Below are 22,900 nucleotides of genomic sequence, written 5' to 3' on the forward strand. Positions count from 1 at the left end.
TCAATTACAGGCCTGATTTAAGACTTGCCTGAATGAATTTATCTAAATCACCGTCCAATACAGCTTGAGTATTGCGAGTTTCAACCCCGGTGCGTAAATCTTTAATCCGAGAATCATCTAATACATAGGAACGGATTTGACTGCCCCAGCCGATATCAGATTTACTGTCTTCCATGGCTTGTTTCTCTTCATTTTGTTTTTGCATCTCAAACTCATAAAGCTTGGCTTTTAGCTGCTTCATGGCTTGGTCTTTATTTTTATGTTGTGAGCGGTCATTTTGACACTGCACAACAATATTAGTGGGTAAATGGGTTATGCGCACCGCAGAGTCGGTACGGTTTACATGTTGCCCACCCGCACCGGAAGCACGATAGGTATCGATACGTAAATCTGATGGGTTTAATTCGATTTCGATGTCATCGTTGATTTCCGGATAAACGAACACTGAAGCGAAAGAAGTATGTCGACGACTGCCCGAATCAAAAGGAGACTTTCTGACTAATCGATGTACGCCAGTTTCAGTTCTGAGCCAACCGAAAGCGTATTCACCACCAAAACGAATGGTCGCACTTTTAATACCTGCCACATCACCGTCTGACACCTCAATGAGTTCAGTTTTAAAGCCATGGGCTTCACCCCAGCGAAGATACATGCGCAGCAACATATTGGCCCAATCTTGAGCCTCTGTGCCACCTGATCCGGACTGGATATCGATATATCCATCGTTGCTATCGTTCGGACCGGAAAACATCCGGCGAAATTCTAACACCTCTAACTTCTCAACCAATTGATCAAGTTCAGCTTGAGCCTCATTGAAGGTATCTTCGTCTTCCGCTTCTACTGCCAATTCCAGCAAGCCTTCGACATCTTCCGTGCCCTGGTCTAGCTGTTCGATGGTCTCAACCACATTTTCCAAAGCAACTTTTTCTTTGCCTAGAGCTTGAGCACGTTCTGGCTCATTCCACACATCAGGACTTTCTAGCTCACGACAGACTTCTTCCAAGCGCTCTTTCTTGTGATCGAAGTCAAAGATACCCCCGAAGCAAGTCGTTGCGCTTTCTTACATCTGCCAACATGTTTTGTATAGGATTGATTTCAAACATAAATATTCAATCTGTATTTAAATTAGGGACGGGATTCTACCGGATTTCTTAGCATTTGGACAGTGCCAGTGCAGCAAAGCAGTGGCATAAGATATACCACTGCTTACGATAAATACGCTGAGCTAAGCTTTCAATTTTTGTAAGGTTTCGACTAATTCGCTACCTATTTTTTTAAGGGCTTTTTCCGTTGCAGGATCAGTGATATTGCCATTTCCGTCGAATTTAGTAAAAGCTCCACCTACGGCCTTTTGATTGGGTAACACCATGGTGCCCAAGTTTTCCATCAACATACGCAGTGTCACTAGCACACGCATTCCGCCCATCGCCCCAGGAGAGGCAGCCATAATACCGGCCACTTTGCCTTTGTATGCTTCGAGGGGTTTTTCACCTTCAATTTTACGGGATGCCCAGTCAATGGCGTTTTTGAAAAGCGCACTGTAGGAGCTGTTATATTCAGGACTAGAAATTAATATGCCATCACTGTCAATTAGCAATTGCTTGAATTGTTGAGCACCTTCGTGCATACCGTTTTTGGCCTCGAGATCTTCATCGAACATTGGCATATTAAATGATTCAAGATCCACGATGGTCACTTGAGCACCAGCTTCTTCTGCTCCTTTGGCAGCCACTGCTACAACTTTCTTATTAACAGAATCTTTGCGGCCACTGCCAGCAAAAGCGAGTATTTTGATCATAGTCGGTCTCTCATATATTTAATCAGCTTAATAATATTGTGGCCAAATAGGCTGCTACATTCTTTCCATGGTGTCTATGCCTAGAATATCCAAACCGGTTTTAAGGGTTTTAGCCGTCATGGCGGCAAGCATCATCCGGCTTATTCTATGCTCTTGACTGACAGATTCTTTTAAAATCGGACAGGCTTCGTAGAATGTCATGAAATGGCTGGCAAGTTCGTATAAATAAGTACATAACACATGGGGCGTGGCTTCATTCGTGACTTGAGCTAGGTATTCACTAAATTGCAACAATTTTACTGCTAAAGCCTTTTCTTGCTCTGCTTCGAGTAAGATTGTGCCGTCCAACTGTTCTAGATCAACGCCAGCATTTCTAAAGATACTGCGAACGCGAGTGTATGCGTACTGAAGATACGGAGCTGTATTACCTTCAAAACTGAGCATGGTATCCCAATTAAAAATATAATCGGTTGTGCGATTTTTACTTAAGTCAGCATATTTGACTGCACTAATCCCAACTTTTTCAGCGATTATTTTGCGCTCTTCAGCCGATAAATCTGATTCTCTTTTGTTTATCAATACTTCAGCACGTTCAACTGCTTCGACCAATAAATCTGCGAGCTTAACAGTGCTGCCACTGCGGGTTTTAAAGGGTTTGCCGTCTTGTCCCAACATCATGCCAAAGGGGCAATGTTCATAACTTTGGCTGTCACTGATAAAACCGGCTTTACGGGCGACAATTTCAGTTTGCTTAAAGTGCAGCGCCTGACGAGCATCGGTGAAGATAAGGGTCCTATCTGCGCCGAGCGTTTGACAACGATAAAGGATAGCCGCTTGATCGGTACTCGAATACAAAAAGCCGCCACCGGATTTTTGTACAATATAAACTGCCGGATTACCTTCTTTATCAGCCAATTCTTCAATGAAGACGACTACAGCACCTTGATCTTCCACCGCAATGCCCTGCTCTTTGAGGCTGTTGACGGTAGATTGAAGCTCAGAGTTGTAAGCGCTTTCCCCCATGATATCTGCACGGGTGAGTGATACATTGAGTTTTTTATACACTTCTTCGCTGTGTTTAATCGAAACGTCAATGAACTCTTGCCAAAGGGTTAAACATTGTGGGTCACCGCTTTGCAGTTTCACCACGTAATCGCGGGCGCGGTCGGCAAACCCATCTTCGTTATCGAAGCGAACTTTGGCTTCTCGATAGAAATCTTCTAAATCAGACAAGGCCGTTTCGGCAACTTGATTGGACGCTAGTTGGTCGCTCAAATGCGCTAACAGCATGCCAAATTGTGTACCCCAGTCACCCATATGGTTTTGGCGAATGACTTTGTGCCCCAAAAATTCCAATGCTTTTACAACCGCATCCCCGATGATAGTACTTCGCAAATGCCCCACGTGCATTTCTTTAGCAAGATTGGGGGAAGAATAGTCAACCACTATGGTTTGCGTTGCTTGTTTTGCAATTCCCAGACGCACATCTTGTTTAGCCGTTTTAAGCTGTTGTGCCATCCACTCAGGTTTAAGGTGAATATTGATAAAACCTGGCCCAGCAATGTCTAATTTTTGTGCTATGTCGTCCATTTCTACCGCTGTAACTAGCTTTTCAGCGATATCTCTGGGTTTCTGCTTGAGTAATTTAGCCAAAGCCATAGCACCATTAAATTGATACTCACCAAACTCTGGACGTGTACTTCGTCCTAACGGTGTTGGTGCATCAGCAGGCGCGCCAATCACAACTAGGGCAGCTTTAAAACGGTCGAGCAAAAGGGTCTGTAAATTCATAGTGCTACTTAATTTGTCTGTTTGGTTTTAGTGTTAATAATGCTTAGTGTTCACGGGTCTTGTGGAATTCAATGTCAGGATAACGCTCAACCGACAGGTTGAGGTTTACCATAGTCGGGGCGATATAAGCTAGATTGTCGCCCCCATCCAAAGCAAGGTTTACTTCTGCTTTGCGTCTGAATTCATCTAGTTTTTTGTGATCTTTGGCATATATCCAACGCGCTGTACTGACATTCACGTGCTCATAAATGGCATCTACGTTGTATTCTGCTTTTAAGCGAGCGACCACTACATCAAACTGCAATACACCAACCGCACCCACAATTAAGTCATTGTTGGTCAGCGGTCTAAATACTTGAACCGCACCTTCTTCAGACAATTGGATCAGGCCTTTTTGCAATTGTTTTTGCTTAAGCGGATCTTTTAGTCGAATCCGTTTGAATAATTCAGGAGCGAAGTTAGGAATACCTGCAAAACGAAACTTTTCACCCCAGGTAAATGTATCACCGATTTGGATGGAACCATGGTTGTGCAGACCTATGATATCGCCAGCGTAAGCTTCTTCGAGCAAGGAACGATCCCCGGCCAGAAAAGTTAAAGCATCAGAGATACGGACATCTTTACCGATTCGAGTCTGATGCATTTTCATGCCCTTCTCGTACTTACCCGAAACGATACGGCAAAATGCAATACGATCCCGATGTTTAGGGTCCATGTTAGCCTGAATTTTAAACACAAAACCACTGAATTTGTTTTCATCGGCTTTCACTTTACCTTGGTCCGTTTCACGGCCCTGAGGTTTTGGTGCCCACTTTACTAAGCCATCCAACATGTGGTCGACACCAAAGTTGCCCAGTGCGGTACCAAAAAATACTGGTGTCAATTCACCACTTAGAAACGATTGCAAATCAAATTCATGTGACGCACCTTTTACCAGCTCAAGCATTTCACGTAACTCATCGGCATAGCTACCTATGGCTATATCTAGTTCCGGATTATCGAGCCCTTTAATGATGCGTTCTTCTTGAATGGTGTGTCCCAAGCCAGACTTATACAGCATGGTTTCATCACGGAGTAGATGATAAACCCCTTTGAATTCCTTTCCCATACCAATTGGCCAAGTAATAGGCGCGCACTTGATATTTAAAACGTCTTCAACTTCATCCAGTAAGTCAATTGGATCCCGCGTATCTCGATCAAGTTTATTGATAAATGTGATAATGGGTGTGTCTCGTAAGCGAGTCACTTCCATAAGTTTAATGGTTCTAGCTTCAACACCTTTAGCTGCATCAATAACCATCAAGCATGAGTCAACCGCTGTCAAGGTGCGATAGGTATCTTCGGAGAAGTCTTCGTGTCCAGGGGTATCAAGCAAGTTGACTAAATGATCACGATAAGGAAATTGCATAACTGATGTGGTGACAGATATCCCTCTTTCTTTCTCCATTTCCATCCAATCAGATTTGGCATGTTGCCCCGATTTTTTGCCTTTCACTGTACCTGCTTTTTGCAGCGCATTACCGAATAACAATACTTTTTCAGTAATGGTGGTTTTACCCGCATCGGGGTGAGAAATAATCGCAAAGGTGCGGCGTTTATCAACTTCTTGCTGGAATGACATGAGTTCTCTATATGGCTAATTAATTACAAAGATTTTTGGGCGCGAATTGTATACGAGATAGGTGCAAAAGTCCCGAAGCTTGTTGCCAGTTTCATTTATGAATTAATATCTTGATAATCGCAAGTCAGTGAATAAAAAAATTAAATTTACATTTACTGTTTGTTGAGATTAGCTTATATTCTGAACAGGTAAGTTTTTTACCTTTTGTTTCTCAGTAAATTTAGTCAATCTGGAAATAAGCCAATGTCACGAAGAAAAATGTTTAGTGGTTCACAACTACGTTCTTTGCGTAAGGAAGCTGGATACACTCAAGAAGAATTAGGTATGCGAGTTGGAATCAGTCGTGAAACTGTTTCAGCTATAGAAAATGATAAACCTGAAACCATGAACAGTATAGGCGTTGAAGTCATCAGTAAGTGGTGGTCAATATGCCGCCAAAAGGCGTCCGAGCAAACTCGAGAGTCATTTTTTTCAACTGTTATGGATTATTTCGGCTTTTCTCATAGCTGATGCTACTTTCCCACTATTTCCCAAAGATACTAATAGCCCTCCTTGGAGGGCTTTTTATCTTTGCTGGAATCTATACCTTCGGAAAACCCCTCCTATTTGATCGCCTGTTTATTTGTATCTTGCTTTTTACCGCAACAATCTGCCGAAAGAACATAAATGTGCTTGGTGTGGTGATTATTTTAGTACTGCAACGGTTAGCGGAAGAAACTGCATGGACGATCAGTGAACTTGAATACAAGGATATTATTAAAGCGCTTTTTTACTTTATGGCATTGAGCGTCTATTGGGTTATCAAATACGACAAAGTATCTCGCTTATTACTGCTAGCTTTAGTGCTGGCGATTGCTGCTGACTTGTACTGGAGTTTTACAGAACAACAGGCGCCGGAAGTCTATTGGTATGTCACCTTAATGTCATTTTATGCTTTTGCGCGTCATCTTATCTTTATGCGCGTAGCTTACATGCAGGAAATTTTCGTCCGAGATCACATTGATTCGGTCAACCTCGATTGGCAAATTTATAAGTTAAATGCACTATTTGTCCTATTACAATTATTAATGATTGTAGAGTATCTGATTCGAGGCGTTTTTGAGCATTATCAAATACTCTATGTTTGGGCTATATACCCTTACCTGAGCCAGCTTTTCTACACTTATCTAATATGGGTGGTGTTTTATGAAAGTTATAAATTACTCATCCCCAAACTTCTAAAAGCATAAATACTGCAAATTTGCTCAAAAAAAACGCATACTAGCATTTCCATGTGGATTTAAATCCACATTTTGAAAATTAGTCTGATATTTAGGAAGTTTTATGAAAACCAATACTTATGTTAAAGCCGCTGCCATTACCTTACTACTGAGTAGCACTATGATGGCCACATCGGCTCAGGCTGGAAGCAAAGTCAAACCGCCTGCTGCTGACCCCATCGTTGCAACCACCACTTGGTATGCCCCTGTGCTTGCCTACTTCAGCTCATTCAAACTTTAAAATTAACGCCCAACACTATTAAGGAATCATTATGAAAACCAATACTTATGTTAAAGCCGCTGCCATTACCTTACTACTGAGTAGCACTATGATGGCCACATCGGCTCAGGCTGGAAGCAAAGTCAAACCGCCTGCTGCTGACCCCATCGTTGAAACCACCACCTGGTATGCCCCTGTGCTTGCCTACTTCAGCTCATTCAAACTTTAAAATTAACGCCCAACACTATTAAGGAATCATTATGAAAACCAATACTTATGTTAAAGCCGCTGCCATTACCTTACTACTGAGTAGCACTATGATGGCCACATCGGCTCAGGCTGGAAGCAAAGTCAAACCGCCTGCTGCTGACCCCATCGTTGAAACCACCACCTGGTATGCCCCTGTGCTTGCCTACTTCAGCTCATTCAAACTTTAAAATTAACGCCCAACACTATTAAGGAATCATTATGAAAACCAATACTTATGTTAAAGCCGCTGCCATTACCTTACTACTGAGTAGCACTATGATGGCCACATCGGCTCAGGCTGGAAGCAAAGTCAAACCGCCTGCTGCTGACCCCATCGTTGAAACCACCACCTGGTATGCCCCTGTGCTTGCCTACTTCAGCTCATTCAAACTTTAAAATTAACGCCCAACACTATTAAGGAATCATTATGAAAACCAATACTTATGTTAAAGCCGCTGCCATTACCTTACTACTGAGTAGCACTATGATGGCCACATCGGCTCAGGCTGGAAGCAAAGTCAAACCGCCTGCTGCTGACCCCATCGTTGAAACCACCACCTGGTATGCCCCTGTGCTTGCCTTTTTTGCCATATAGTAAACATACACTAGAATTAGTTGAGCGTAAGGAAAGAGCATGAAAGCAAAACCTGTTATTGGCACTGTAGCTATCACTCTATTATTATTGGCTAGTTGTGTAACTATGACAGCTCAGGCTGGTAGCAAAGTCAAACCACCTAGTGCTGTGGAACAAAGCCAGCTACCTTGGTATAGATCCGTCTTGGAATATTTCGATTTATTTAGTTACTAGCTAAATTTTCTTAAAGGCGTTTGTCAGATTTCGACGCCTTCCTTCCAATTTTCACCCCAAAGACCCAAAAACATACTTTTGTGCAATATATTTACCTTTAAAAAACAAAGATTTATAAAAAATGGGCGGTTTTTTACGCGATGTGGACCCGAATCCACAAAAGCTTGCTTACACTATGCTTGAAAAACAAGCAGGTGTTATTGATAAAATACGCCGTTATCAACGACCTGCCGTTAACATAAAAATAAAATGGAGTAGGAACCTATGTATATTACTGGTAGTGATTTACGAAAAATGCGCTTAGAAGCAGGATTAACCACCGTTCAAATGGCCAAATTGGCTAATGTTAAAACCCGTAAGACTTATGAAAACTGGGAAAAGAACATCGGTAGCCCAAGTATGAATCAATTCATAGCCATGTGTTCAGGCTGTCAGTTTAATTCATCTGCAATTGTACAAATGGCTATGGAGCGTTCTGATGCAACTGAGCAAATGAACCTTGATAAGGCCTCGGTTAGATAAGTACGACTATACTAATCGTTTCATGATGAGGCCGTTTTCACGGCCTGATTCATTTTCATAATAGCCTTTTCGAATTTCAATGGGTTCGAAGTGATATTTCTGATACAACGAAATAGCCGCGCTATTTGATTCTCGTACTTCTAACCAGATTTCTGTACATTTCAACTCAATACATTTTTCGATAAAATGCCCTAGCAATTTATTCGCTAAGCCTTTTCCTCTGCTGAGGTGTTGAATGCCGATATCCATTAAGGTGGCCTCCCCTGCGACAGCTAAACCTAAGTAATACCCAATAACCTGTTGGTTTTCGCACATCTGGTACGCAAAGTAAGGAGGGCTAAGAGAATCGGTGAATACAGCCTGCGACCAGGGAAACAGATGACACTTTTGCTGAATAGCAAATGCGTCAAGGCAATTATCCGGTGACATCTGAGCAAAGGACATAGTCGACATCTATGCTGTTGGCAAAGTTTGCAGTAGTTTCCATAACTTTTGCTTATTCGGGGCTTTGCTAAGTAAGTTTAATGGCGGCGTTTCAATTACATTTTGAGTTAGGCTAAATTCTGTACCTATTTTCCACGCAATGCTGAAATCGCAAAAGGCCTCAGGTGATTGGGCCGATAGCATAAATGGCTTATGCTGATTGGGAGCAATGCTTAGCAGCACATCTTGAACCAATCTATATTGTGCAGATTGCGCATCCATACACAGCAAGACCTTCCCCTCTGCGGATTTAGCTTTTGGTGCAATTTGTTGTTTCAATCGCGCAAGACCCGCTTGCTTCTGCTCAGAACTAATTGCTTGAACTGGGATTGGCTGAGGTTTGATGTTCTCAGAGGATTTCTGTTCACCAGAGTGTGAAGAGCTAGCCTCTTCAGGTGCAAGATTTTTTAGTTGCCAAGGGGTAATGCCAATATGCGTCAAAATGGCACGTTGGAAGTCTGACAAGCTATTGCGTTTAACCAAAGTCATGTACTTAGCCTAACAGAAAATATGGCAGGGGTGGAGGGATTCGAACCCCCAACCATCGGTTTTGGAGACCGCTGTTCTACCAATTGGAACTACACCCCTGCAGAAGAAGAGGCATTATACTCATGGATAAAAAAAGGTAAAGTAATTTGCGTGTTGATTCTCAATAACCCATCCAGTTGCTGAAAAATTAAACGCTTTGGGCTTTGTTCACCTCAGCTGCAGCGAGATACCATAAATCGTTGGTCAATTTCACAATGGGAAACTGTCGTTGGCATTGCTCGAACACCCATTGCGGCTCCAATCCAGATAAATGTGCATAATGGGTTTGCAAGGATAATATTTCACTATGATCCAAACGATTGATCAAGGCACAGGCAGCTAAATCGAAATATCTATTGCCCAAAGCAGCGTATTCCCAATCGAAGATGACCGGCACTTCAGCCATTGCTATATGTTCCATGGCTAGATCGTTATGACACAGTACTTGATCCACTTTGTGAGTATCGATCCAATCAGCTTTGCATAATTCGATGCGTTCCATCCAGTATGCGAGGTTTTGGCGGCCAGCGGCATCTAGGTACAGCAACCAATCTTTGGGTAAATCCAAAGACGTGGCAACGGTGGGAAGATGATGAATATCAAATAGCACTTTGGCCAAACAGATGATTTTTTGTTGGGTGTCGATTGTAGCCTTTGATAAAGATACATGCTCGAACCATAGCTCAACTTGGAAGTCATGGGCTTTGGAGAGATATACAGGTTTTGTTGCTCGCCCTAAATCAGCCAATTGAGCTTGCTGGTAAAATAGCGCTTGCCGATCGGTTGGTGCAATATGATTCAGCTCAAATGTCTTGAGGAAATAAATTGTTTCTCCATCATACAGCCGATAACTCTGGTTAACTGTGCCCCCCGTTATTGGTTCCATAGATAGATGTAGGCCAAACAGTTGGCTAGCAATCAGTTCATCGATGATTTTGGCTTGTTTCACCTTTCCCCCTTAATGCACAACATATGTTCTATTGAGTTTAACTTGAGGTTACTCCTATAGTGTTAGAGCAACAAGTTGCACTAGGTATGCAACTTGTTACTGATAATACCCCCTAAGCCTGCTGATAGGATCTTCGCCAGCTATAAAAGCCATAAAGGGCAAAACCAAAATATCCGACAAATAAAATCCCCGTCAAGAACAGACCATTATTAAGATATAAGTACGCAGCTGCAGCATTGATGAAAATCCAATATAACCAGTTTTCTAGCACTTTATTCGCCATCAAATACGTGGCATATACGCTAAACACAGTCACCATCGCATCTAAATAATGATCATGTCCACTTAATGACATAGTCACAAGATTAGACACTACAAAGCCACTTATCAACAAAATAGAAATTGCTGTTAAATGGATCAGCAGTGGCAATGAGCGAACTGGTAGCTCTTCTGACTGCGGACTTTTGTGCCACTTTATCCAACCATAAATTGCCATAATCATATAATAAGCATTCAGTGCACTGTTAAACGGCAAGCTCACTTCCCAAAATACAAAGATGTACAATGAAGTGCTTAGCAACGCGGCCGGCCAACACAATATATTTTGCCTAGCCGCCAACCATGGATAAGCAAGGGAAAAGAGAACCGCAATAACCTCTATCCATGATTGTTGTTGCATTTGCTGCTGCAAAGCTTGCAAAAATCCATCCATCACCTGCCGCTGCCCATATTCTCCCCATTGAGGAACTTGCAGACAAATATGGCTTGGCCCACCTGCTCATAGGTACGTTGCATTTCGGTGTTTAAAATATTCATCAACTCAGTATTCTCGCCCATTACAATGGTACTAGTTGCACTGGTTTGCGTACTAAGTTGGTCATAGGTATTGAGCCTGTCAATAAAACCCTGAATAACAGGAATATATTCGTTTTGTAGCGGGTACAACGATATCTCGACAACTAATTTCATCTCTTATCCTGCTTTTTAGTAAAGGTAATTCGCGGTTAATCCAAACTGACGACCATCACCCAATTGGAAATAGGGTTCAGGGAAGGCATATTCATCACGAGGATCATTGCTGAAGCCACCAAATCCTCTGACATAGTATTCTCTATCCAACAGATTTTTACTCCACAAAGAGAATGTCCACTCTTGCCAGTGATATTTAACCTGAGCGTTTAATAAAACGGTGAAAGGAGACGTAACATCATGACCATCAGAAAAACGGTACTCGTCCTTACCATCAGCATCTATATGCACAGATATGTGCTCACTTATATACCCAGTCATGGCAATATTGAATGTATGCTTGGGGGCTTGAGCTTGCTGCTGCCTGTCTATCAAGCTGCCATCACTCAATTGATAATCCTCGAAACTTGCGTCTAGGTAGCCATAACTAGCGGCAAATTGAATTTCCTCAGATGCTTGCCAATTTGCTTCGACTTCCAAACCTTTATTGGTACCAATATCCGCATTAGCAATGATATCGATAAAATCTGGAGTATTGTCTTCTCGGATCAGAACATCATAGTCACTTACTTGTGTGTCTTCTCTGTCCATATAAAATAATGCCAAACGCAGGAATAAATTATCATCTAATGCCTGTCCTTTTACACCCACTTCATAGTTCCAGTTATATTCTGGTGCGAATAGGCGATTTTCAGCTTTTACCCGTTCGTCAGGATTAAACCCGCCGGCTTTATAACCTCTTGAAACACTGGTATAGACTGATGCCTTATCAATGCTGTACTGCAAAACAACTTTACCGCCCACTAAGGTATTCTCAACCGACTGTTGGAAACTGTTACTATCAGCGTAGTCAATTTCAAAACGGTCAATCCTAAAACCTAAGCTAAGACTTAAGTTGTCAGACAAATTGCTATCTGTTTGTGCATATACCCCCAGATTTTTAGGCTTATATTGACTGCTGAAATCACTGTCAGCGTAGGTATAATTGCGCAATAAACCTTCATCAATGTGACGACTAAAGAGCCCAATCAGCCATTGGGTTGAGTCGGAAAAAATCAGCGAACTTTGGTTCGAAACTATGCGTAAATCGACGCTAGTCAAATCTCTAGAGCGATAATACTTGTCAACGGAGCTATATTCCCAGGGGTGGAATCCAACATAGGTCCAATCTTCATCATAGCCATAAGCCATATCCGATGTTGCATGATTAACTGATCCGCTGACCTTTGCATAGGATAATTCAAATTCGCCCTTAATCCCTATGGCATGGGTTTGCTGGGTATCAAAGCCCGGCTCATCGGATAAGGTCGTTCGATTATTATCAAGAGAAAATGCATCGTAGCCATTACTTATATCAAAATATTGGTAGTTAAAATCAAGGGTTGTGGAGTCGGACAAAACAAACTTTAACTTCAGTCTGGCGGTCAACTCGTCCAAGTTATCGGTATCGTCTCGCCCTAAATATTGGTTCTCAATGAAACCATCACTTTTATATTGATTAACTGCAAGCCGATAAAATACCGAATCGGAAATTTTGTTGCCATAGGCCGCCCCTAGATTCCAGCTATTTTGTTGGCCAATAGTTGCAATGAATCGAGTCGGTTGTGATTCGTCTGCTTCAGTGGTTTTTATTTTTATGGTACCAGCCATCCCTGCAGCACCAAACTCAGTGGCCTGGGGACCACGCATGATTTCCACTTGCTCCACGTCAAACAGAGTGCCTATTGCGGCAATACCAGAGAAATCAAAATCATCAACTAAAAAGCCGACAGATGGATTAATTGGCTCGGCGAATTGACTACGTTCACCAATGCCTCGAATTTGAATAAATCGACCCCGAGATGCTCCACTTGCAAAATTGATATTGGCGGCCATGGACAAAATATCGTCCAGATGATTAGCATTACGATTCACAATGCCATCAGCTGAGATAACACTGACACTGGCGGTGACATTTTGAATATCGTTAGCTCTAAAGTCGGAACTGACAATGATTTTTTCGATTTCTTCGCTATTAGGAGTTGTTTGAGCGTGCAAGTTGGCGGCACACAACGCACTCACGACTAATGCTATTTTGGTTATGTTCATAAGGATCTCTTCTTAACAATGAAAAGACCCGGTGTTACGGCAGGTAAATGGAGAGGTTAATTATGAATTTTTAATTTTTCATACCATTCCTACGCCGGTATTATCCGGATCAGGTCTAAGGGTCTCCGCGAAACGGATCTCAGCTAATCAGCACCCCTTGGTGTATTCAGAGCAACAAGTACTCTGAACAATTGAATAATAACAAGCATTTACACTAACTGCTACAAATGGATTGAGCACTCGAAGCTTAAAATAGGCATGCCCTATATTTATTGGTTATAAGCATATCAAGGCTTGAATTTTTCCTGTAGTGCTTCAATATCTAGCTTAGAGTAGATAACAGGAACAAATCATGCGAAATTTCACCTATTACAACCCAACCAAAGTCGTTTTTGGTAAAGGCAGTATTAAAAAGCTAAGCAAACTGCTCCCTGAGAGTAAAATCATGCTGGTTTATGGCGGCGGTAGTATCAAGCACAATGGTATATACCAAGAAGTGCTCGAACAACTCGAAGGCCATCAGTGGACTGAGTTTTCAGGTGTTGAAGCTAACCCTGAGTTTGACACCTTGATGCAGGCCGTTGAGCACGCTAAAGCCAATGACGTTGAATTTATTTTAGCGGTGGGCGGTGGTTCAGTGATAGACGGGTGTAAATTTATCGCCGCGGCAATTCCTTATGATAATGATCCTTGGGAAATTTTAGCTGGCGGTGGGAAAGTCGCCAGTGCAGTAGGGCTAGGCTGCATCCTAACCTTACCTGCAACAGGTACCGAGACCAATACTGCCTCGGTAATTACCAGACGCAAACTAGGGAAAAAGTTACCTTTTGACTCTGAGCATGTGCGTCCTAAATTTGCTATTTTAGACCCTGAAGCAACCTATTCATTGCCTGAGCGGCAATTAACCAATGGAGTGGTTGATGCCTTTGTGCATGTAATGGAGCAGTACCTCACTTACCCTGTTGGCGCAACGGTGCAAGATCGCTTTGCCGAAGCTATTTTAAACAACTTGATTGAAATCGGTCCCCAAGTATTACTCTCTCAAGATTATATGCTCAGAGCGAATTTAATGTGGAATGCCACACAAGCTCTAAATGGTTTAATCGGGGTGGGTGTGCCGCAAGATTGGTCCACTCATATGATTGGCCATGAATTAACCGCGCTGCACAACCTTGATCACGCTGTGACCCTAGCGATAATTCTGCCTAGAGTCATGCATCATCAAAAAGAACACAAGCGGGAAAAATTATTGCAGTACGCTGAGCGCGTATGGGGGCTGAGTCGCTATGATGAGGAAAGTGCCATTAACCTCGCTATAGAGAAAACCGAACAATTTTTCCAGCAAATGGGCATTAAAACAAAATTATCAGAGTATGGTATTGCTCCTGACGTTGCCGATAATGTGGCAAGACGCCTTCAAGAGAATGGTTTTATTAAGCTAGGCGAACATCAAAACATCACGCCAACAGAAGCCAGAGAGATTGTCGCCGCCAGTGTGTAAACTCAGCTAAGCAAATAAATACGCCCCTAAATTCAGGGGCGTATCACATACCTTTTTCAAACAAACCCATTTAATCCGTTAGCATATTAAGCGAGCGCAGCTCTTGCTTAGTTTGATTTTCGAGTTCTTTTAAGGTTTTACCATGGGGAATGGGCTCCCTTGTTTCTGTGTCTACTCTGACAAATACAATATCATCAGCGACACAAATAGTTTTTTTGGTGGCCTTGTTACGAACCATACAAGTTACCGTTATTGACGTGCGTCCGACTTTTTTGGTCGCTAAGCCAAACTCGACAACATCCCCTTGCAACGCCGGGGACTCGAAACTGATTTCACCAATATGCTTAGTAACCAAAACATTGGTTTCAAGCTGACAAATCGCATAGATTGCGGCTTCTTCATCTATCCATTCCAAGGCCCTACCACCAAACAAAGAGCCTGCATAATTTAGATCGCTGGGCATAACCAACCTACGGGACAAAAAGCGCATTCGTATTCCTCAATTATTTTCAATACACTATAGCATTAGTCTATAACATGAATGTTGTAAATATGGTTTTAGCCGCTGAAATCAAGCGCTGGGTTGAACAAAGGCGAAATACAATCTGCCATCGGCAACTATTGGTTATCTCTGGGGAACAACCTTGGGTTTATGAATCAGTACGCAGTTTACTCGCTTATAAACAACCTGATACGTTATTGTGGTTAGGTGAAGATACGCCTGAGTCTCAGGTGGATAATCGTCGATACAAGCAAATCATGGGGCAAGAGTTCGATTGTGTAGTTTACGATGCGTTCAGTGGGCTGCGGGCTAACGCGTTATTTGCGGTGAGTGGATGCGTGACTCAGCAAAATTTGATGATCATGCTGTGTCCACCATTATCTGAATGGCCAAAATATGCCGACCCTGAATATATCAACACGACCACCTATGGCTATAACACCAAAAATAGACACAGTTATTTTGTTAGTTGGCTGTGCAGTCACATTCAAACAGATCCTCATATCGCCCTTTGGCAAGCGCAAAAGTTTAAAGGGCCAGTTGCTGAATTAAATGCGCAGCAACCCAGCTCAATTAACCACTTAATCACAGAGCAACAGACTCATCTGGTAGAATCCATCTTATCCATTACTGCTCAACCAGAGATGAAAATGGTGTTAAGTGCTGACCGTGGACGGGGTAAGTCGTCCACTTTAGGGATCGTTGCCGGTTCACTAATGCTCAAAAGCCCAATCAACATAGTGGTGTGTGCCGTAAACATATCCATGTGTGACCAAATATTTAAACACGCAGCTCGTTTGTGTGCCCTTCCTGAAGGTGTTAAGAACAGTATCTCATATCAACAGTCAACAATGCGATTTTTGCCATTTGACAAGCTTCTGGAGCAGCCTCCAGCGGCAGATTTGATACTGGTTGATGAAGCCGCAGCAATACCAAATAAAGTGTTAGAGGATCTTCTCAATCTTTATCCCAAGATCATATTCAGTACTACCATTCAGGGCTATGAAGGCAGCGGCAGAGGATTTGAGCTGAGGTTCAAACCCTATTTAGTTCAGCACTACAAACATACCCATTTACTTAGCCTAACCCAACCTATTCGTTGGTTTAACAATGACTCTCTAGAGCAATTTTGGTTCAAAGTGATGGCGACCCAATCCCTCATGCAGCCTAAAGCCCCAGTTGAAGAGCCATTAATTGGCAGCCTGCCCAACCGAATAACCCATGGCACGTATCATTACAGTCAATTGTCTCCAACAGAGTTAATCAAACAGCCTTTATTGCTTGAATGCGTATTTCAATTGTTAGTAGAAGCTCACTATCAAACTCGACCTGATGATTTGAAGCGCATGCTTGATTCGCCCGACCAAAAGCTGCATGTATTGTTCGATTCCAAAGGGATACCCGTTGCCGTAGCATTAACAAATGATGAAGGCGGCCCAGTTCTTGATCCTCTAAAGGTTGGTATAGCAGAAGGCCAGCGACGTGTTGCCGGACACTTAACCGCTCAACGACTGGCCTTTGAATATTGTGCCCCTCACCTAGCCGGCTTTCGCTATTTAAGGGTAGTGAGAATTGCAGTGGCAAACCATGCCAGGTTGACCGGCCTAGGCAGCACTCTTGTGGACAAGATTTGTCAGCATACTGTTGATACTGATTTTATCGCTACATCTTACGGCCTTACACCAGAGCTTTTTGATTTTTGGTCAAAAAATGATTTCCACATGGTACGTCTGGGTCTGAAGAAAGACGCCGCTAGTGGCCAATACAGTGGTTTAATGTTACGTTCATTGTCCCTTGTGAACCAAGTCATTATAGATAACTTGAGTAACCTTAGCGCTGCGCAACTAGCATACCAACAAAATCATCGGCTAGAAAATTTTGAGCCGGTAATCATGACTAAAATTTTTAGCAAAATAGACAGCACGACAAGGACAACCGCTAAACCCGATACCTCAACTTTAGACAAAATGGTCAAGGACTTTATTGCCCATAAACGGCCCTTGCATAGCCTTGAGTGGTATTTGTATCTATGGTTGTTGTGTGTCCCTGAAGACATTAGTCTCCAACACAAAGAATGCCAATTTGTTAAAGACCTACTGGTAGAAAAGCTACCTTATGAAGCATTACAACAAACTTATAAGTTAACGGGGAAGAAACAGATTGAAGCAAAGGCCAGAGAAGCCTTTAGCCGTTTGGCAGCCATAGTAAGGATAAATTTAGCCTGAACCAACCAAAACTTAAAACTAACAATTCCTCGCCTAGCACTAACGCTCATAGGACGGTTAACGCCTTTTGCTGAGTCTAGTACCTGCTGTGTAGCTAGTATCCAGCTAATAAACGCCAGTTTGCACAGTTATCTATCAGCTTCAGGATAATACCTGAGCCAGCCAAGATCTTTAGCTTAGATTAAACAGCTTAAGCAAAATTATATTTCAGGTATAAAAAAAGCTCCTAAAGGAGCTTTTTAATTTAACGATAAGTTTACTAGACTTTTATACCGCGGTTTTTAGCCTTTTCTTTAATGTAAGGCTCCCACGCTCTTGCAGTTCTTTCAACATTCTTTTCCTTCTTCGCTTCGCGAACATGGACCATAGCTTGTTTGAAATTACCGGTATAAATATGTGCTTCCATCATAGCTATATGGATACGCCCTTGCTGGTCTGCGCCTTCATCCAGTGCTTTTTGTAACGCATTTATCGCACCTTTATAATCTTCAGCAGCGAGCAGCAATATACCTTGCTTACGGAAGTAATCTGGGTCAGGACGGACCTGAGCAGCTTGAGCATAGTAACCAGCTGCTTTTTTATAGTCACGAGCCTGGTGCCAAGAGTTAGCAAGGTTAGCTAACGCCTTGTCATCTTTTTCAAGCAAGCCAGATTTCATATACTTCTCTTGAATAACCGCAGCTTTGTACGGAATTTCATTAGTAGCATACAATTGTGACAGCGCTTTAATCTCAGATTTTTTACTCAAATAGCCTTGATTGTAAGCGATCTCAAAAGTAGACAATGCTTTCTTATAGTCTTCAACTAACATGTAGAAAAAGCCTAATTGTGACCACCATTGCTTATTGTCAGGAAAGACACGAACCAACTCTTCAGCGATCGCAACAGTTTCTTTATACATTTTGCGTTCGTAAAAAGACTGCAACTTTAACACATAAGGGTTTTTATTCGGCTTAGCATAAAGCGCAATTGCCTTATCAGCCGGTTCAACCATCTTAGGTAGTTGCTTCAATTCGTAATAGGCCTGAGCTAAACGTGTGTATACATCTGCATCTTCTTTACAGGTATAGTCCATCCATTTTTGATAATACTCAACGGATTGGGCATATTCCTTTTCTTGCATGCTTAAATCAGCAACTAAGCGCAAGGTACCTGCATGCTCAAGATCATTTAACGACTTAGGATTCACAGAATTTTTAAGATATTGAAGAGCTTTTGCGCCCTGGTCATCTTGTCCTGCTAACATTTTCCCAATAAAATTATCAGTAAATGCTCTATCGTAACCGTCTTTCGCATCGATATCATAAAGAAACTCTAAAGCTTCTTTCATCAAATCGTTATTATAAGCGTCAAGTGCCTTTTGTATCTTCTTGCCGGTACGCTCACCGACAATACTTGTGTTTCCACGCTTATAATCGGCACATACGACTGGTGCTGATTGGGCCGTTGCATAGTTTGAGAGCAACGCAGCAGCAGTAATCGTTGCTATCGCAGTAACATTCTTAACAAACTTTTTCATTAGCCTTGATCCAATTTAAAGTCCAACTGCACTTTCATATTGAACTGTTTTTCGGGTTTACCATCAACAATTTTAGGCTTGTATTTCCACTTTTTCAAAGCACGTTTCGCTTCGCGGTCGAAAATACGTTTGGGATCAGCGTCAATTACTTCAACGTCATCCACTCCGCCTACTTCATTAATAGTAAAAGATAGAATAACCCAACCTTCTTTACCATCACGAGCCGCTTGCACAGGGTACTTCGGCTCTATACGCACGATAGGAGTTGCGTCGCCATCTCGTTGCATATTGCCCACGCCACCGATATCGATGGACGCGCCGCCAACATCAACAGCAGGCATATTAAAGCTTACGCCTTCTGCATTAGCATCTTCCACATCAGGTTCAACCGGTTGGATCTTAGGTGGTTGTTGTGGCGGAGGAGGCGGTGGTGGTGGAACACGTTGACGAGTTTGTGTGGTTTCATCAGGGTCATTCATAACGATGTCAATAACCGGTGTATCAGCCACGTCTGCTTGGGGAGCGTTAGTATTAGCAACTAATTTTGCCATTATAACGAATAAACCAAAAGCAATAGCAGCACCGATCAGAATTGAAATAATAACTCTCATTCAGTTATGCTCCTTTTGCCGCAACAGAAATTTTATCAATTCCGGCAGCTTTAATCTGGTCCATGACTTTCACCACAATACCGTGTTCTGCTTTTGCATCTGCTTGGATAATCACAACATCAGAAGGTTGTTCTGCGAGCAATTTTTCTAGGTTGGCGCGTATAGCTTCAACCTTGACTTCGCGCTTATCCATCCAAATTACACCGTCTTCAGTCACAGCTATAAAGATGTTTGCATTCTTAGGTAAAGTTGCCTGGTTTGCAGCAGGCTTGTTCACTTGAATACCCGCTTCTTTAACGAATACTGTGGTTACAATAAAGAAGATAAGCATGATAAACACGATGTCTAGCATCGGTGTCATATCAATCGCTGCATCTTCTTCTGGTGCACGTTCTTTACGAGCCATAAACTTCTCTCTTAATGGTGAGGTAGGCTGTCGACAAGCTTCTCTTTGGCGATTTTAACTTTAGCTTCTAAACGCGAGCTAAAGAAAACACCGGATAAAGCTGCGACCATCCCAGCCATAGTTGGGATTGTAGCCATAGAGATACCAGCTGCCATCAAACGGGCGTTACCGGTTCCCTGAGTCGCCATAGTTTCAAATACGTTAATCATGCCCCAAACCGTACCAAGAAGACCTATTAATGGACACATTGCCACTAGAGTCTTAATTAGTAAAATGTTTGTACTCAACTTGTCTGAAGCTTGTGAAATCCAAGCGTCACGGATTCTATGCGCGTACCAAGAGGTTGTATCACTTCTAGCATCCCATTCACTGATGATATTCTTTTTCATCTTAGGATAGACAGAAGTTAAAAACCAAAAACGCTCAATCATTAAAACCCACATTAGAAAGAGCGCTGCGGCGACGAGGTATAAAACCCCACCACCGGTCGCGATAAATTCCCTGACAGATTCCCATAATCCAATCAGGTCAAACATACTATGCTTTCTCCGTCTCAGCGTGAGCCGCAACGATACCCGCTGTTTGCTCATCGAGAATGTGGACAATTGACTTACTGCGTCCAGCTACAATGCTGTGCATAAGAATCAATGGAAGCGCTGCAATAATACCCTGCGCAGTAGTTACAAGCGCCATTGAGATACTTCCAGCCATTAGTCTTGGGTCACCTGTACCGAACAACGTAATTTGTTGGAAGGTTGCAATCATACCCAATACTGTACCTAGTAGACCTAGCAACGGAGCAATAGCAGCGAAGATTTTGATAATATTGATGCCGCTCTCAATTGAAGGTAATTCTTTAAGAATAGCCTCATCTAATTTCAATTCTAGGTTTTCAGTATCACTGGTTTTGTTTTGTTGATAAACAGTCAAAACACGACCTAGCGGGTTATTAGTTGAAGGCGAACCAGGGTTGTTAAGCTGTGAACGCATTTTGCCACTGATTAGGGTAAGAGTGATGATTTTGTATAGACCAATCAACAAACCAATTGCCAGCATAGCGGTGATGGTGTAACCCACTGGGCCACCTGCGTGATAACGCTCTTCCCAAGTTGCTTTCTGCTTCAACAGGCCCAAGATTGCACCACTTGATGGATCCACATAGGTAGGGATTAAACCAGAAGTAGCGCTGTGCAAGGCTCTAGCTGTTTCAGCTTGGTATTCATCAGGTTGACGACCTAGAGGTTGTACGTTTTCTTCTTGATCATCATAAATCAAGTAGCCAACTTCACCGACTAGGTTAAAGGTACCAACACGCACAATCTCTTGTTGTGAAGAACCACCATCGATATTGATTACCTCAGTATTGAAGCGTGAAATTTTACCAGATTCAGTCATTTCAGTTTGAAGCGCTATCCACATATCTTCTAACTCACGGATATTGGGTAGACCTTCAGACTCTTCTGACATTCTCTTTAGGAACTCGGCTCGACCAGGATACTCTGCACTTACAATTGAAGTAGCGATACGGCCATAAGATTCAGAAGCTGCTTGACGTACAACACCAAACATTTCGCCTAAATCACCGGTCGCTAGGTCAAGTTCGGTGCTTTTGTCGGTCAAAGTCACTTCATTATCAGAGAATTGCTTTGCTAGCTTGTCGCCACGACTTTCTTCAGCTTTCAAGTTTGCTTTAGCTGTTCTCAATAGAGCTTGTTTGTCAGCACGTGCAGACTGAAACTCAGCTTCACGGTCTTTATTCAAACGCGCTTCTGATACACGGTTGTTTTTTACATCTTGTAAAAGCTGGTCAAGAGTCGCGTTTGATTGCGCCTGTACACTTGATGCTAATAGCGTTACTGCAGCTGCAGTTAATACGGATTTAAATGTCATTTTCATTCTTAATTACTCCGCAGCTGGAATTGGTAGTTTAACTAGGTTGATAGGCAATTGCTTTCTTGCCATACGTACAGCCTCAATACTTGAATCCAAGTACTCACTGTCAAGCTCTACCCAATTGCTGCCATTGGTATCCCACATCCACGCGTTCTTCTGATCCAAAGATAAAGCGATCAGAGCGGTGCGACCCAAGTTGAAAAAATCAACTGTGATGTCTGTTCCGTTGTAATTCATATTGCCTTGGTAAGCAGAGATTTTTGAACCGTAATCCAATTCGATTTGGTAAGCTTCAATAACCTGACGGAATCGCTCTGATACCGTTACGTTAGAGTTACCCATTACATCTCTTAGGCGCTCGATACGTGCTTTACGCTCAGCCAATTTGATTGGTACATCTGCGCTAATGAATTTGTCTAAGCTGTCAATCATTCTAAACAATAGTGGAACGATTCCACGTTTAGTTTCATCGATTTGATCAATCTGCTTCTGCAATGAATTGATACCACGTTGCTGATCAGCAACCAGAGTAGCAACATAGTCATTGTAAACTTTCAAGTTTTCAGTTTCATCAACCACTTGTCGATATTCAGCAAGTAATTCTTGAGACTGTTCATAGAGACTGTTGATCTTCTCTTGGGATTTAACTGCAGCGACGTGAATCTTACCTTCTTCTTTATGAAGGTCATTTAGCGTGTCTGCAGAGACAGCACTGCTACCCAGTACGAATGCACCAATTACGGTAGAGGCAATAAGGGTTCTCTTGCTCATTTTGGACATAGTTCCCAACCAATTTTCTTGTTTTGAATCCTAGCCTAGGTGATTAGTATCCCGGCGAGGGGCTTTAAGCTCTATATATAAGCTCTATTAAATAAGGAGTTTAGCTTTGAATTAAAAAAGTACAAAGCTTACAGTCAGCGATAATCACATGGATTACGGGCGATAGTCAAGCAACAGC

Annotated in this window: 28 protein-coding genes, 1 tRNA gene and 1 riboswitch; of the genes, 11 read left to right on the forward strand and 18 right to left on the reverse strand. The window is 42.4% G+C overall.

From position 1 onward, the window contains the following. Positions 1–4: 4 nt before the first annotated feature. The 4 genes from prfB to prfC all read right to left on the reverse strand — a co-directional run bounded on the left by prfB (position 5) and on the right by prfC (position 5,210). Positions 5–1,103 (reverse strand): peptide chain release factor 2 gene (prfB, locus tag QR722_RS13360; RefSeq protein WP_286283376.1). Its coding sequence is split into 2 segments (ribosomal slippage): positions 5–1,027 and positions 1,029–1,103, totalling 1,098 coding nucleotides; the frame shifts between segments, so codons are not numbered across the junction. 122 nt (positions 1,104–1,225) lie between these two features. Further along, a complete protein-coding gene (locus QR722_RS13365; protein WP_286283377.1) occupies positions 1,226–1,798 on the reverse strand; it encodes an NADPH-dependent FMN reductase in 573 nt (190 codons plus the stop codon). 54 nt (positions 1,799–1,852) lie between these two features. Next, positions 1,853–3,589, reverse strand: a complete 1,737-nt coding sequence (gene argS / locus QR722_RS13370; RefSeq protein WP_286283378.1) for an arginine--tRNA ligase — start codon at positions 3,587–3,589, stop codon at positions 1,853–1,855. A gap of 43 nt (positions 3,590–3,632) precedes the next feature. Further along, on the reverse strand, positions 3,633–5,210 hold the full coding sequence (gene prfC / locus QR722_RS13375; RefSeq protein ID WP_286283379.1) for a peptide chain release factor 3: 1,578 nt from the start codon (positions 5,208–5,210) through the stop codon (positions 3,633–3,635). A 243-nt stretch (positions 5,211–5,453) separates the two neighbouring features. Here prfC and QR722_RS13380 point away from each other — a divergent pair, with 243 nt between their 5' ends. The 9 genes from QR722_RS13380 (at position 5,454) to QR722_RS13420 (ending at position 8,268) form a co-directional block, all read left to right on the forward strand. After that, entirely contained in the window at positions 5,454–5,720 is a 267-nt protein-coding gene (locus tag QR722_RS13380; protein ID WP_286283381.1) for a helix-turn-helix domain-containing protein, read from the forward strand. Then, positions 5,720–6,439, forward strand: coding sequence for a hypothetical protein (locus QR722_RS13385; RefSeq protein ID WP_286283382.1), 720 nt, complete (start codon positions 5,720–5,722; stop codon positions 6,437–6,439). The genes QR722_RS13380 and QR722_RS13385 overlap by 1 nt, the downstream gene beginning before the upstream one ends. 94 nt (positions 6,440–6,533) lie before the next feature. Next, positions 6,534–6,710: a hypothetical protein gene (locus tag QR722_RS13390; RefSeq protein WP_286283384.1), complete on the forward strand. Its 177-nt coding sequence runs from the start codon at positions 6,534–6,536 to the stop codon at positions 6,708–6,710. 31 nt (positions 6,711–6,741) lie between these two features. Then, a complete protein-coding gene (locus QR722_RS13395; RefSeq protein WP_286283385.1) occupies positions 6,742–6,918 on the forward strand; it encodes a hypothetical protein in 177 nt (58 codons plus the stop codon). Between the two features lie 31 nt (positions 6,919–6,949). Beyond that, entirely contained in the window at positions 6,950–7,126 is a 177-nt protein-coding gene (locus QR722_RS13400; protein ID WP_286283385.1) for a hypothetical protein, read from the forward strand. Positions 7,127–7,157: 31 nt separating this feature from the next. Continuing rightward, positions 7,158–7,334 (forward strand): hypothetical protein, encoded by a 177-nt coding sequence (locus tag QR722_RS13405; RefSeq protein WP_286283385.1) that lies wholly within the window; start codon positions 7,158–7,160, stop codon positions 7,332–7,334. Between the two features lie 31 nt (positions 7,335–7,365). Further along, entirely contained in the window at positions 7,366–7,533 is a 168-nt protein-coding gene (locus QR722_RS13410) for a hypothetical protein (protein WP_286283386.1), read from the forward strand. Positions 7,534–7,572: 39 nt separating this feature from the next. Continuing rightward, a complete protein-coding gene (locus QR722_RS13415) occupies positions 7,573–7,746 on the forward strand; it encodes a hypothetical protein (RefSeq protein ID WP_286283387.1) in 174 nt (57 codons plus the stop codon). 264 nt (positions 7,747–8,010) lie between these two features. Beyond that, positions 8,011–8,268, forward strand: a complete 258-nt coding sequence (locus QR722_RS13420; protein WP_286283388.1) for a helix-turn-helix transcriptional regulator — start codon at positions 8,011–8,013, stop codon at positions 8,266–8,268. Between the two features lie 6 nt (positions 8,269–8,274). On the opposite strand, the gene rimI is transcribed toward QR722_RS13420, so the two are convergent. The 7 genes from rimI to QR722_RS13455 all read right to left on the reverse strand — a co-directional run bounded on the left by rimI (position 8,275) and on the right by QR722_RS13455 (position 13,285). Further along, entirely contained in the window at positions 8,275–8,721 is a 447-nt protein-coding gene (rimI, locus tag QR722_RS13425) for a ribosomal protein S18-alanine N-acetyltransferase (protein ID WP_286283389.1), read from the reverse strand. Beyond that, the gene (locus QR722_RS13430; RefSeq protein ID WP_286283390.1) at positions 8,722–9,240 is read right to left on the reverse strand and encodes a hypothetical protein; all 519 of its coding nucleotides are present in this window, start codon (positions 9,238–9,240) and stop codon (positions 8,722–8,724) included. Between the two features lie 22 nt (positions 9,241–9,262). Further along, positions 9,263–9,339: transfer RNA gene (locus tag QR722_RS13435), tRNA-Trp, on the reverse strand. A gap of 88 nt (positions 9,340–9,427) precedes the next feature. After that, positions 9,428–10,228 (reverse strand): phosphotransferase, encoded by an 801-nt coding sequence (locus tag QR722_RS13440; protein ID WP_286283391.1) that lies wholly within the window; start codon positions 10,226–10,228, stop codon positions 9,428–9,430. A gap of 112 nt (positions 10,229–10,340) precedes the next feature. Next, positions 10,341–10,940 (reverse strand): nicotinamide riboside transporter PnuC, encoded by a 600-nt coding sequence (gene pnuC / locus QR722_RS13445; RefSeq protein ID WP_286283392.1) that lies wholly within the window; start codon positions 10,938–10,940, stop codon positions 10,341–10,343. Next, positions 10,940–11,197 (reverse strand): YkoF family thiamine/hydroxymethylpyrimidine-binding protein, encoded by a 258-nt coding sequence (locus QR722_RS13450; RefSeq protein ID WP_286283393.1) that lies wholly within the window; start codon positions 11,195–11,197, stop codon positions 10,940–10,942. Before QR722_RS13450 ends, pnuC begins: the two co-directional genes overlap by 1 nt. A gap of 15 nt (positions 11,198–11,212) precedes the next feature. After that, positions 11,213–13,285 (reverse strand): TonB-dependent receptor, encoded by a 2,073-nt coding sequence (locus tag QR722_RS13455; RefSeq protein WP_286283394.1) that lies wholly within the window; start codon positions 13,283–13,285, stop codon positions 11,213–11,215. A 69-nt stretch (positions 13,286–13,354) separates the two neighbouring features. Continuing rightward, a riboswitch (TPP riboswitch) is annotated at positions 13,355–13,453 on the reverse strand. A 184-nt stretch (positions 13,454–13,637) separates the two neighbouring features. Here QR722_RS13455 and QR722_RS13460 point away from each other — a divergent pair. Then, positions 13,638–14,786: an iron-containing alcohol dehydrogenase gene (locus tag QR722_RS13460; RefSeq protein WP_286283395.1), complete on the forward strand. Its 1,149-nt coding sequence runs from the start codon at positions 13,638–13,640 to the stop codon at positions 14,784–14,786. A gap of 70 nt (positions 14,787–14,856) precedes the next feature. Here the strand turns inward: QR722_RS13460 and QR722_RS13465 are convergent, their stop codons facing one another. Further along, the gene (locus tag QR722_RS13465; protein WP_286283397.1) at positions 14,857–15,276 is read right to left on the reverse strand and encodes an acyl-CoA thioesterase; all 420 of its coding nucleotides are present in this window, start codon (positions 15,274–15,276) and stop codon (positions 14,857–14,859) included. Positions 15,277–15,323: 47 nt separating this feature from the next. Between QR722_RS13465 and QR722_RS13470 the strand changes: the two genes are divergently transcribed. Continuing rightward, on the forward strand, positions 15,324–17,513 hold the full coding sequence (locus tag QR722_RS13470; RefSeq protein ID WP_286283398.1) for a tRNA(Met) cytidine acetyltransferase TmcA domain-containing protein: 2,190 nt from the start codon (positions 15,324–15,326) through the stop codon (positions 17,511–17,513). Positions 17,514–17,772: 259 nt separating this feature from the next. Here QR722_RS13470 and QR722_RS13475 read toward each other — a convergent pair whose 3' ends face one another. Genes QR722_RS13475 through QR722_RS13500 form a run of 6 tightly spaced genes read right to left on the reverse strand, consistent with a single transcriptional unit; the run spans position 17,773 to position 22,713 of the window. Further along, complete coding sequence (locus tag QR722_RS13475; RefSeq protein ID WP_286283399.1) at positions 17,773–19,032, reverse strand: tetratricopeptide repeat protein; 1,260 nt, start codon at positions 19,030–19,032, stop codon at positions 17,773–17,775. After that, complete coding sequence (locus tag QR722_RS13480) at positions 19,032–19,643, reverse strand: energy transducer TonB (protein ID WP_286283400.1); 612 nt, start codon at positions 19,641–19,643, stop codon at positions 19,032–19,034. The genes QR722_RS13475 and QR722_RS13480 overlap by 1 nt, the downstream gene beginning before the upstream one ends. A gap of 4 nt (positions 19,644–19,647) precedes the next feature. After that, positions 19,648–20,049 (reverse strand): ExbD/TolR family protein, encoded by a 402-nt coding sequence (locus QR722_RS13485; protein WP_286283401.1) that lies wholly within the window; start codon positions 20,047–20,049, stop codon positions 19,648–19,650. An 11-nt stretch (positions 20,050–20,060) separates the two neighbouring features. Next, on the reverse strand, positions 20,061–20,585 hold the full coding sequence (locus QR722_RS13490) for a MotA/TolQ/ExbB proton channel family protein (RefSeq protein ID WP_286283403.1): 525 nt from the start codon (positions 20,583–20,585) through the stop codon (positions 20,061–20,063). A 1-nt stretch (position 20,586) separates the two neighbouring features. Next, positions 20,587–21,945 carry a MotA/TolQ/ExbB proton channel family protein gene (locus QR722_RS13495; protein ID WP_286283404.1) on the reverse strand — a complete coding sequence of 453 codons (1,359 nt, stop codon included), beginning with the start codon at positions 21,943–21,945 and terminating at the stop codon, positions 20,587–20,589. Positions 21,946–21,951: 6 nt separating this feature from the next. Then, positions 21,952–22,713: a DUF3450 domain-containing protein gene (locus tag QR722_RS13500; protein ID WP_286283405.1), complete on the reverse strand. Its 762-nt coding sequence runs from the start codon at positions 22,711–22,713 to the stop codon at positions 21,952–21,954. Between the last annotated feature and the right edge of the window lie 187 nt (positions 22,714–22,900).

Source organism: Aliiglaciecola sp. LCG003, from assembly GCF_030316135.1.
In the GTDB taxonomy this organism is placed as follows: domain Bacteria; phylum Pseudomonadota; class Gammaproteobacteria; order Enterobacterales; family Alteromonadaceae; genus Aliiglaciecola.

What these genes read in the sequence shown, in the direction of transcription:
- QR722_RS13365 (WP_286283377.1), bottom strand. Translation starts at nt 1,798, where the DNA reads ATGATCAAAATACTCGCTTTTGCTGGCAGTGGCCGCAAAGATTCTGTT.
- argS (WP_286283378.1), bottom strand. Translation starts at nt 3,589, where the DNA reads ATGAATTTACAGACCCTTTTGCTCGACCGTTTTAAAGCTGCCCTAGTT.
- prfC (WP_286283379.1), bottom strand. Translation starts at nt 5,210, where the DNA reads ATGTCATTCCAGCAAGAAGTTGATAAACGCCGCACCTTTGCGATTATT.
- QR722_RS13380 (WP_286283381.1), top strand. Translation starts at nt 5,454, where the DNA reads ATGTCACGAAGAAAAATGTTTAGTGGTTCACAACTACGTTCTTTGCGT.
- QR722_RS13385 (WP_286283382.1), top strand. Translation starts at nt 5,720, where the DNA reads ATGCTACTTTCCCACTATTTCCCAAAGATACTAATAGCCCTCCTTGGA.
- QR722_RS13390 (WP_286283384.1), top strand. Translation starts at nt 6,534, where the DNA reads ATGAAAACCAATACTTATGTTAAAGCCGCTGCCATTACCTTACTACTG.
- QR722_RS13395 (WP_286283385.1), top strand. Translation starts at nt 6,742, where the DNA reads ATGAAAACCAATACTTATGTTAAAGCCGCTGCCATTACCTTACTACTG.
- QR722_RS13400 (WP_286283385.1), top strand. Translation starts at nt 6,950, where the DNA reads ATGAAAACCAATACTTATGTTAAAGCCGCTGCCATTACCTTACTACTG.
- QR722_RS13405 (WP_286283385.1), top strand. Translation starts at nt 7,158, where the DNA reads ATGAAAACCAATACTTATGTTAAAGCCGCTGCCATTACCTTACTACTG.
- QR722_RS13410 (WP_286283386.1), top strand. Translation starts at nt 7,366, where the DNA reads ATGAAAACCAATACTTATGTTAAAGCCGCTGCCATTACCTTACTACTG.
- QR722_RS13415 (WP_286283387.1), top strand. Translation starts at nt 7,573, where the DNA reads ATGAAAGCAAAACCTGTTATTGGCACTGTAGCTATCACTCTATTATTA.
- QR722_RS13420 (WP_286283388.1), top strand. Translation starts at nt 8,011, where the DNA reads ATGTATATTACTGGTAGTGATTTACGAAAAATGCGCTTAGAAGCAGGA.
- rimI (WP_286283389.1), bottom strand. Translation starts at nt 8,721, where the DNA reads ATGTCGACTATGTCCTTTGCTCAGATGTCACCGGATAATTGCCTTGAC.
- QR722_RS13430 (WP_286283390.1), bottom strand. Translation starts at nt 9,240, where the DNA reads ATGACTTTGGTTAAACGCAATAGCTTGTCAGACTTCCAACGTGCCATT.
- pnuC (WP_286283392.1), bottom strand. Translation starts at nt 10,940, where the DNA reads ATGGATGGATTTTTGCAAGCTTTGCAGCAGCAAATGCAACAACAATCA.
- QR722_RS13450 (WP_286283393.1), bottom strand. Translation starts at nt 11,197, where the DNA reads ATGAAATTAGTTGTCGAGATATCGTTGTACCCGCTACAAAACGAATAT.
- QR722_RS13455 (WP_286283394.1), bottom strand. Translation starts at nt 13,285, where the DNA reads ATGAACATAACCAAAATAGCATTAGTCGTGAGTGCGTTGTGTGCCGCC.
- QR722_RS13460 (WP_286283395.1), top strand. Translation starts at nt 13,638, where the DNA reads ATGCGAAATTTCACCTATTACAACCCAACCAAAGTCGTTTTTGGTAAA.
- QR722_RS13465 (WP_286283397.1), bottom strand. Translation starts at nt 15,276, where the DNA reads ATGCGCTTTTTGTCCCGTAGGTTGGTTATGCCCAGCGATCTAAATTAT.
- QR722_RS13470 (WP_286283398.1), top strand. Translation starts at nt 15,324, where the DNA reads ATGAATGTTGTAAATATGGTTTTAGCCGCTGAAATCAAGCGCTGGGTT.
- QR722_RS13475 (WP_286283399.1), bottom strand. Translation starts at nt 19,032, where the DNA reads ATGAAAAAGTTTGTTAAGAATGTTACTGCGATAGCAACGATTACTGCT.
- QR722_RS13480 (WP_286283400.1), bottom strand. Translation starts at nt 19,643, where the DNA reads ATGAGAGTTATTATTTCAATTCTGATCGGTGCTGCTATTGCTTTTGGT.
- QR722_RS13485 (WP_286283401.1), bottom strand. Translation starts at nt 20,049, where the DNA reads ATGGCTCGTAAAGAACGTGCACCAGAAGAAGATGCAGCGATTGATATG.
- QR722_RS13490 (WP_286283403.1), bottom strand. Translation starts at nt 20,585, where the DNA reads ATGTTTGACCTGATTGGATTATGGGAATCTGTCAGGGAATTTATCGCG.
- QR722_RS13495 (WP_286283404.1), bottom strand. Translation starts at nt 21,945, where the DNA reads ATGAAAATGACATTTAAATCCGTATTAACTGCAGCTGCAGTAACGCTA.
- QR722_RS13500 (WP_286283405.1), bottom strand. Translation starts at nt 22,713, where the DNA reads ATGAGCAAGAGAACCCTTATTGCCTCTACCGTAATTGGTGCATTCGTA.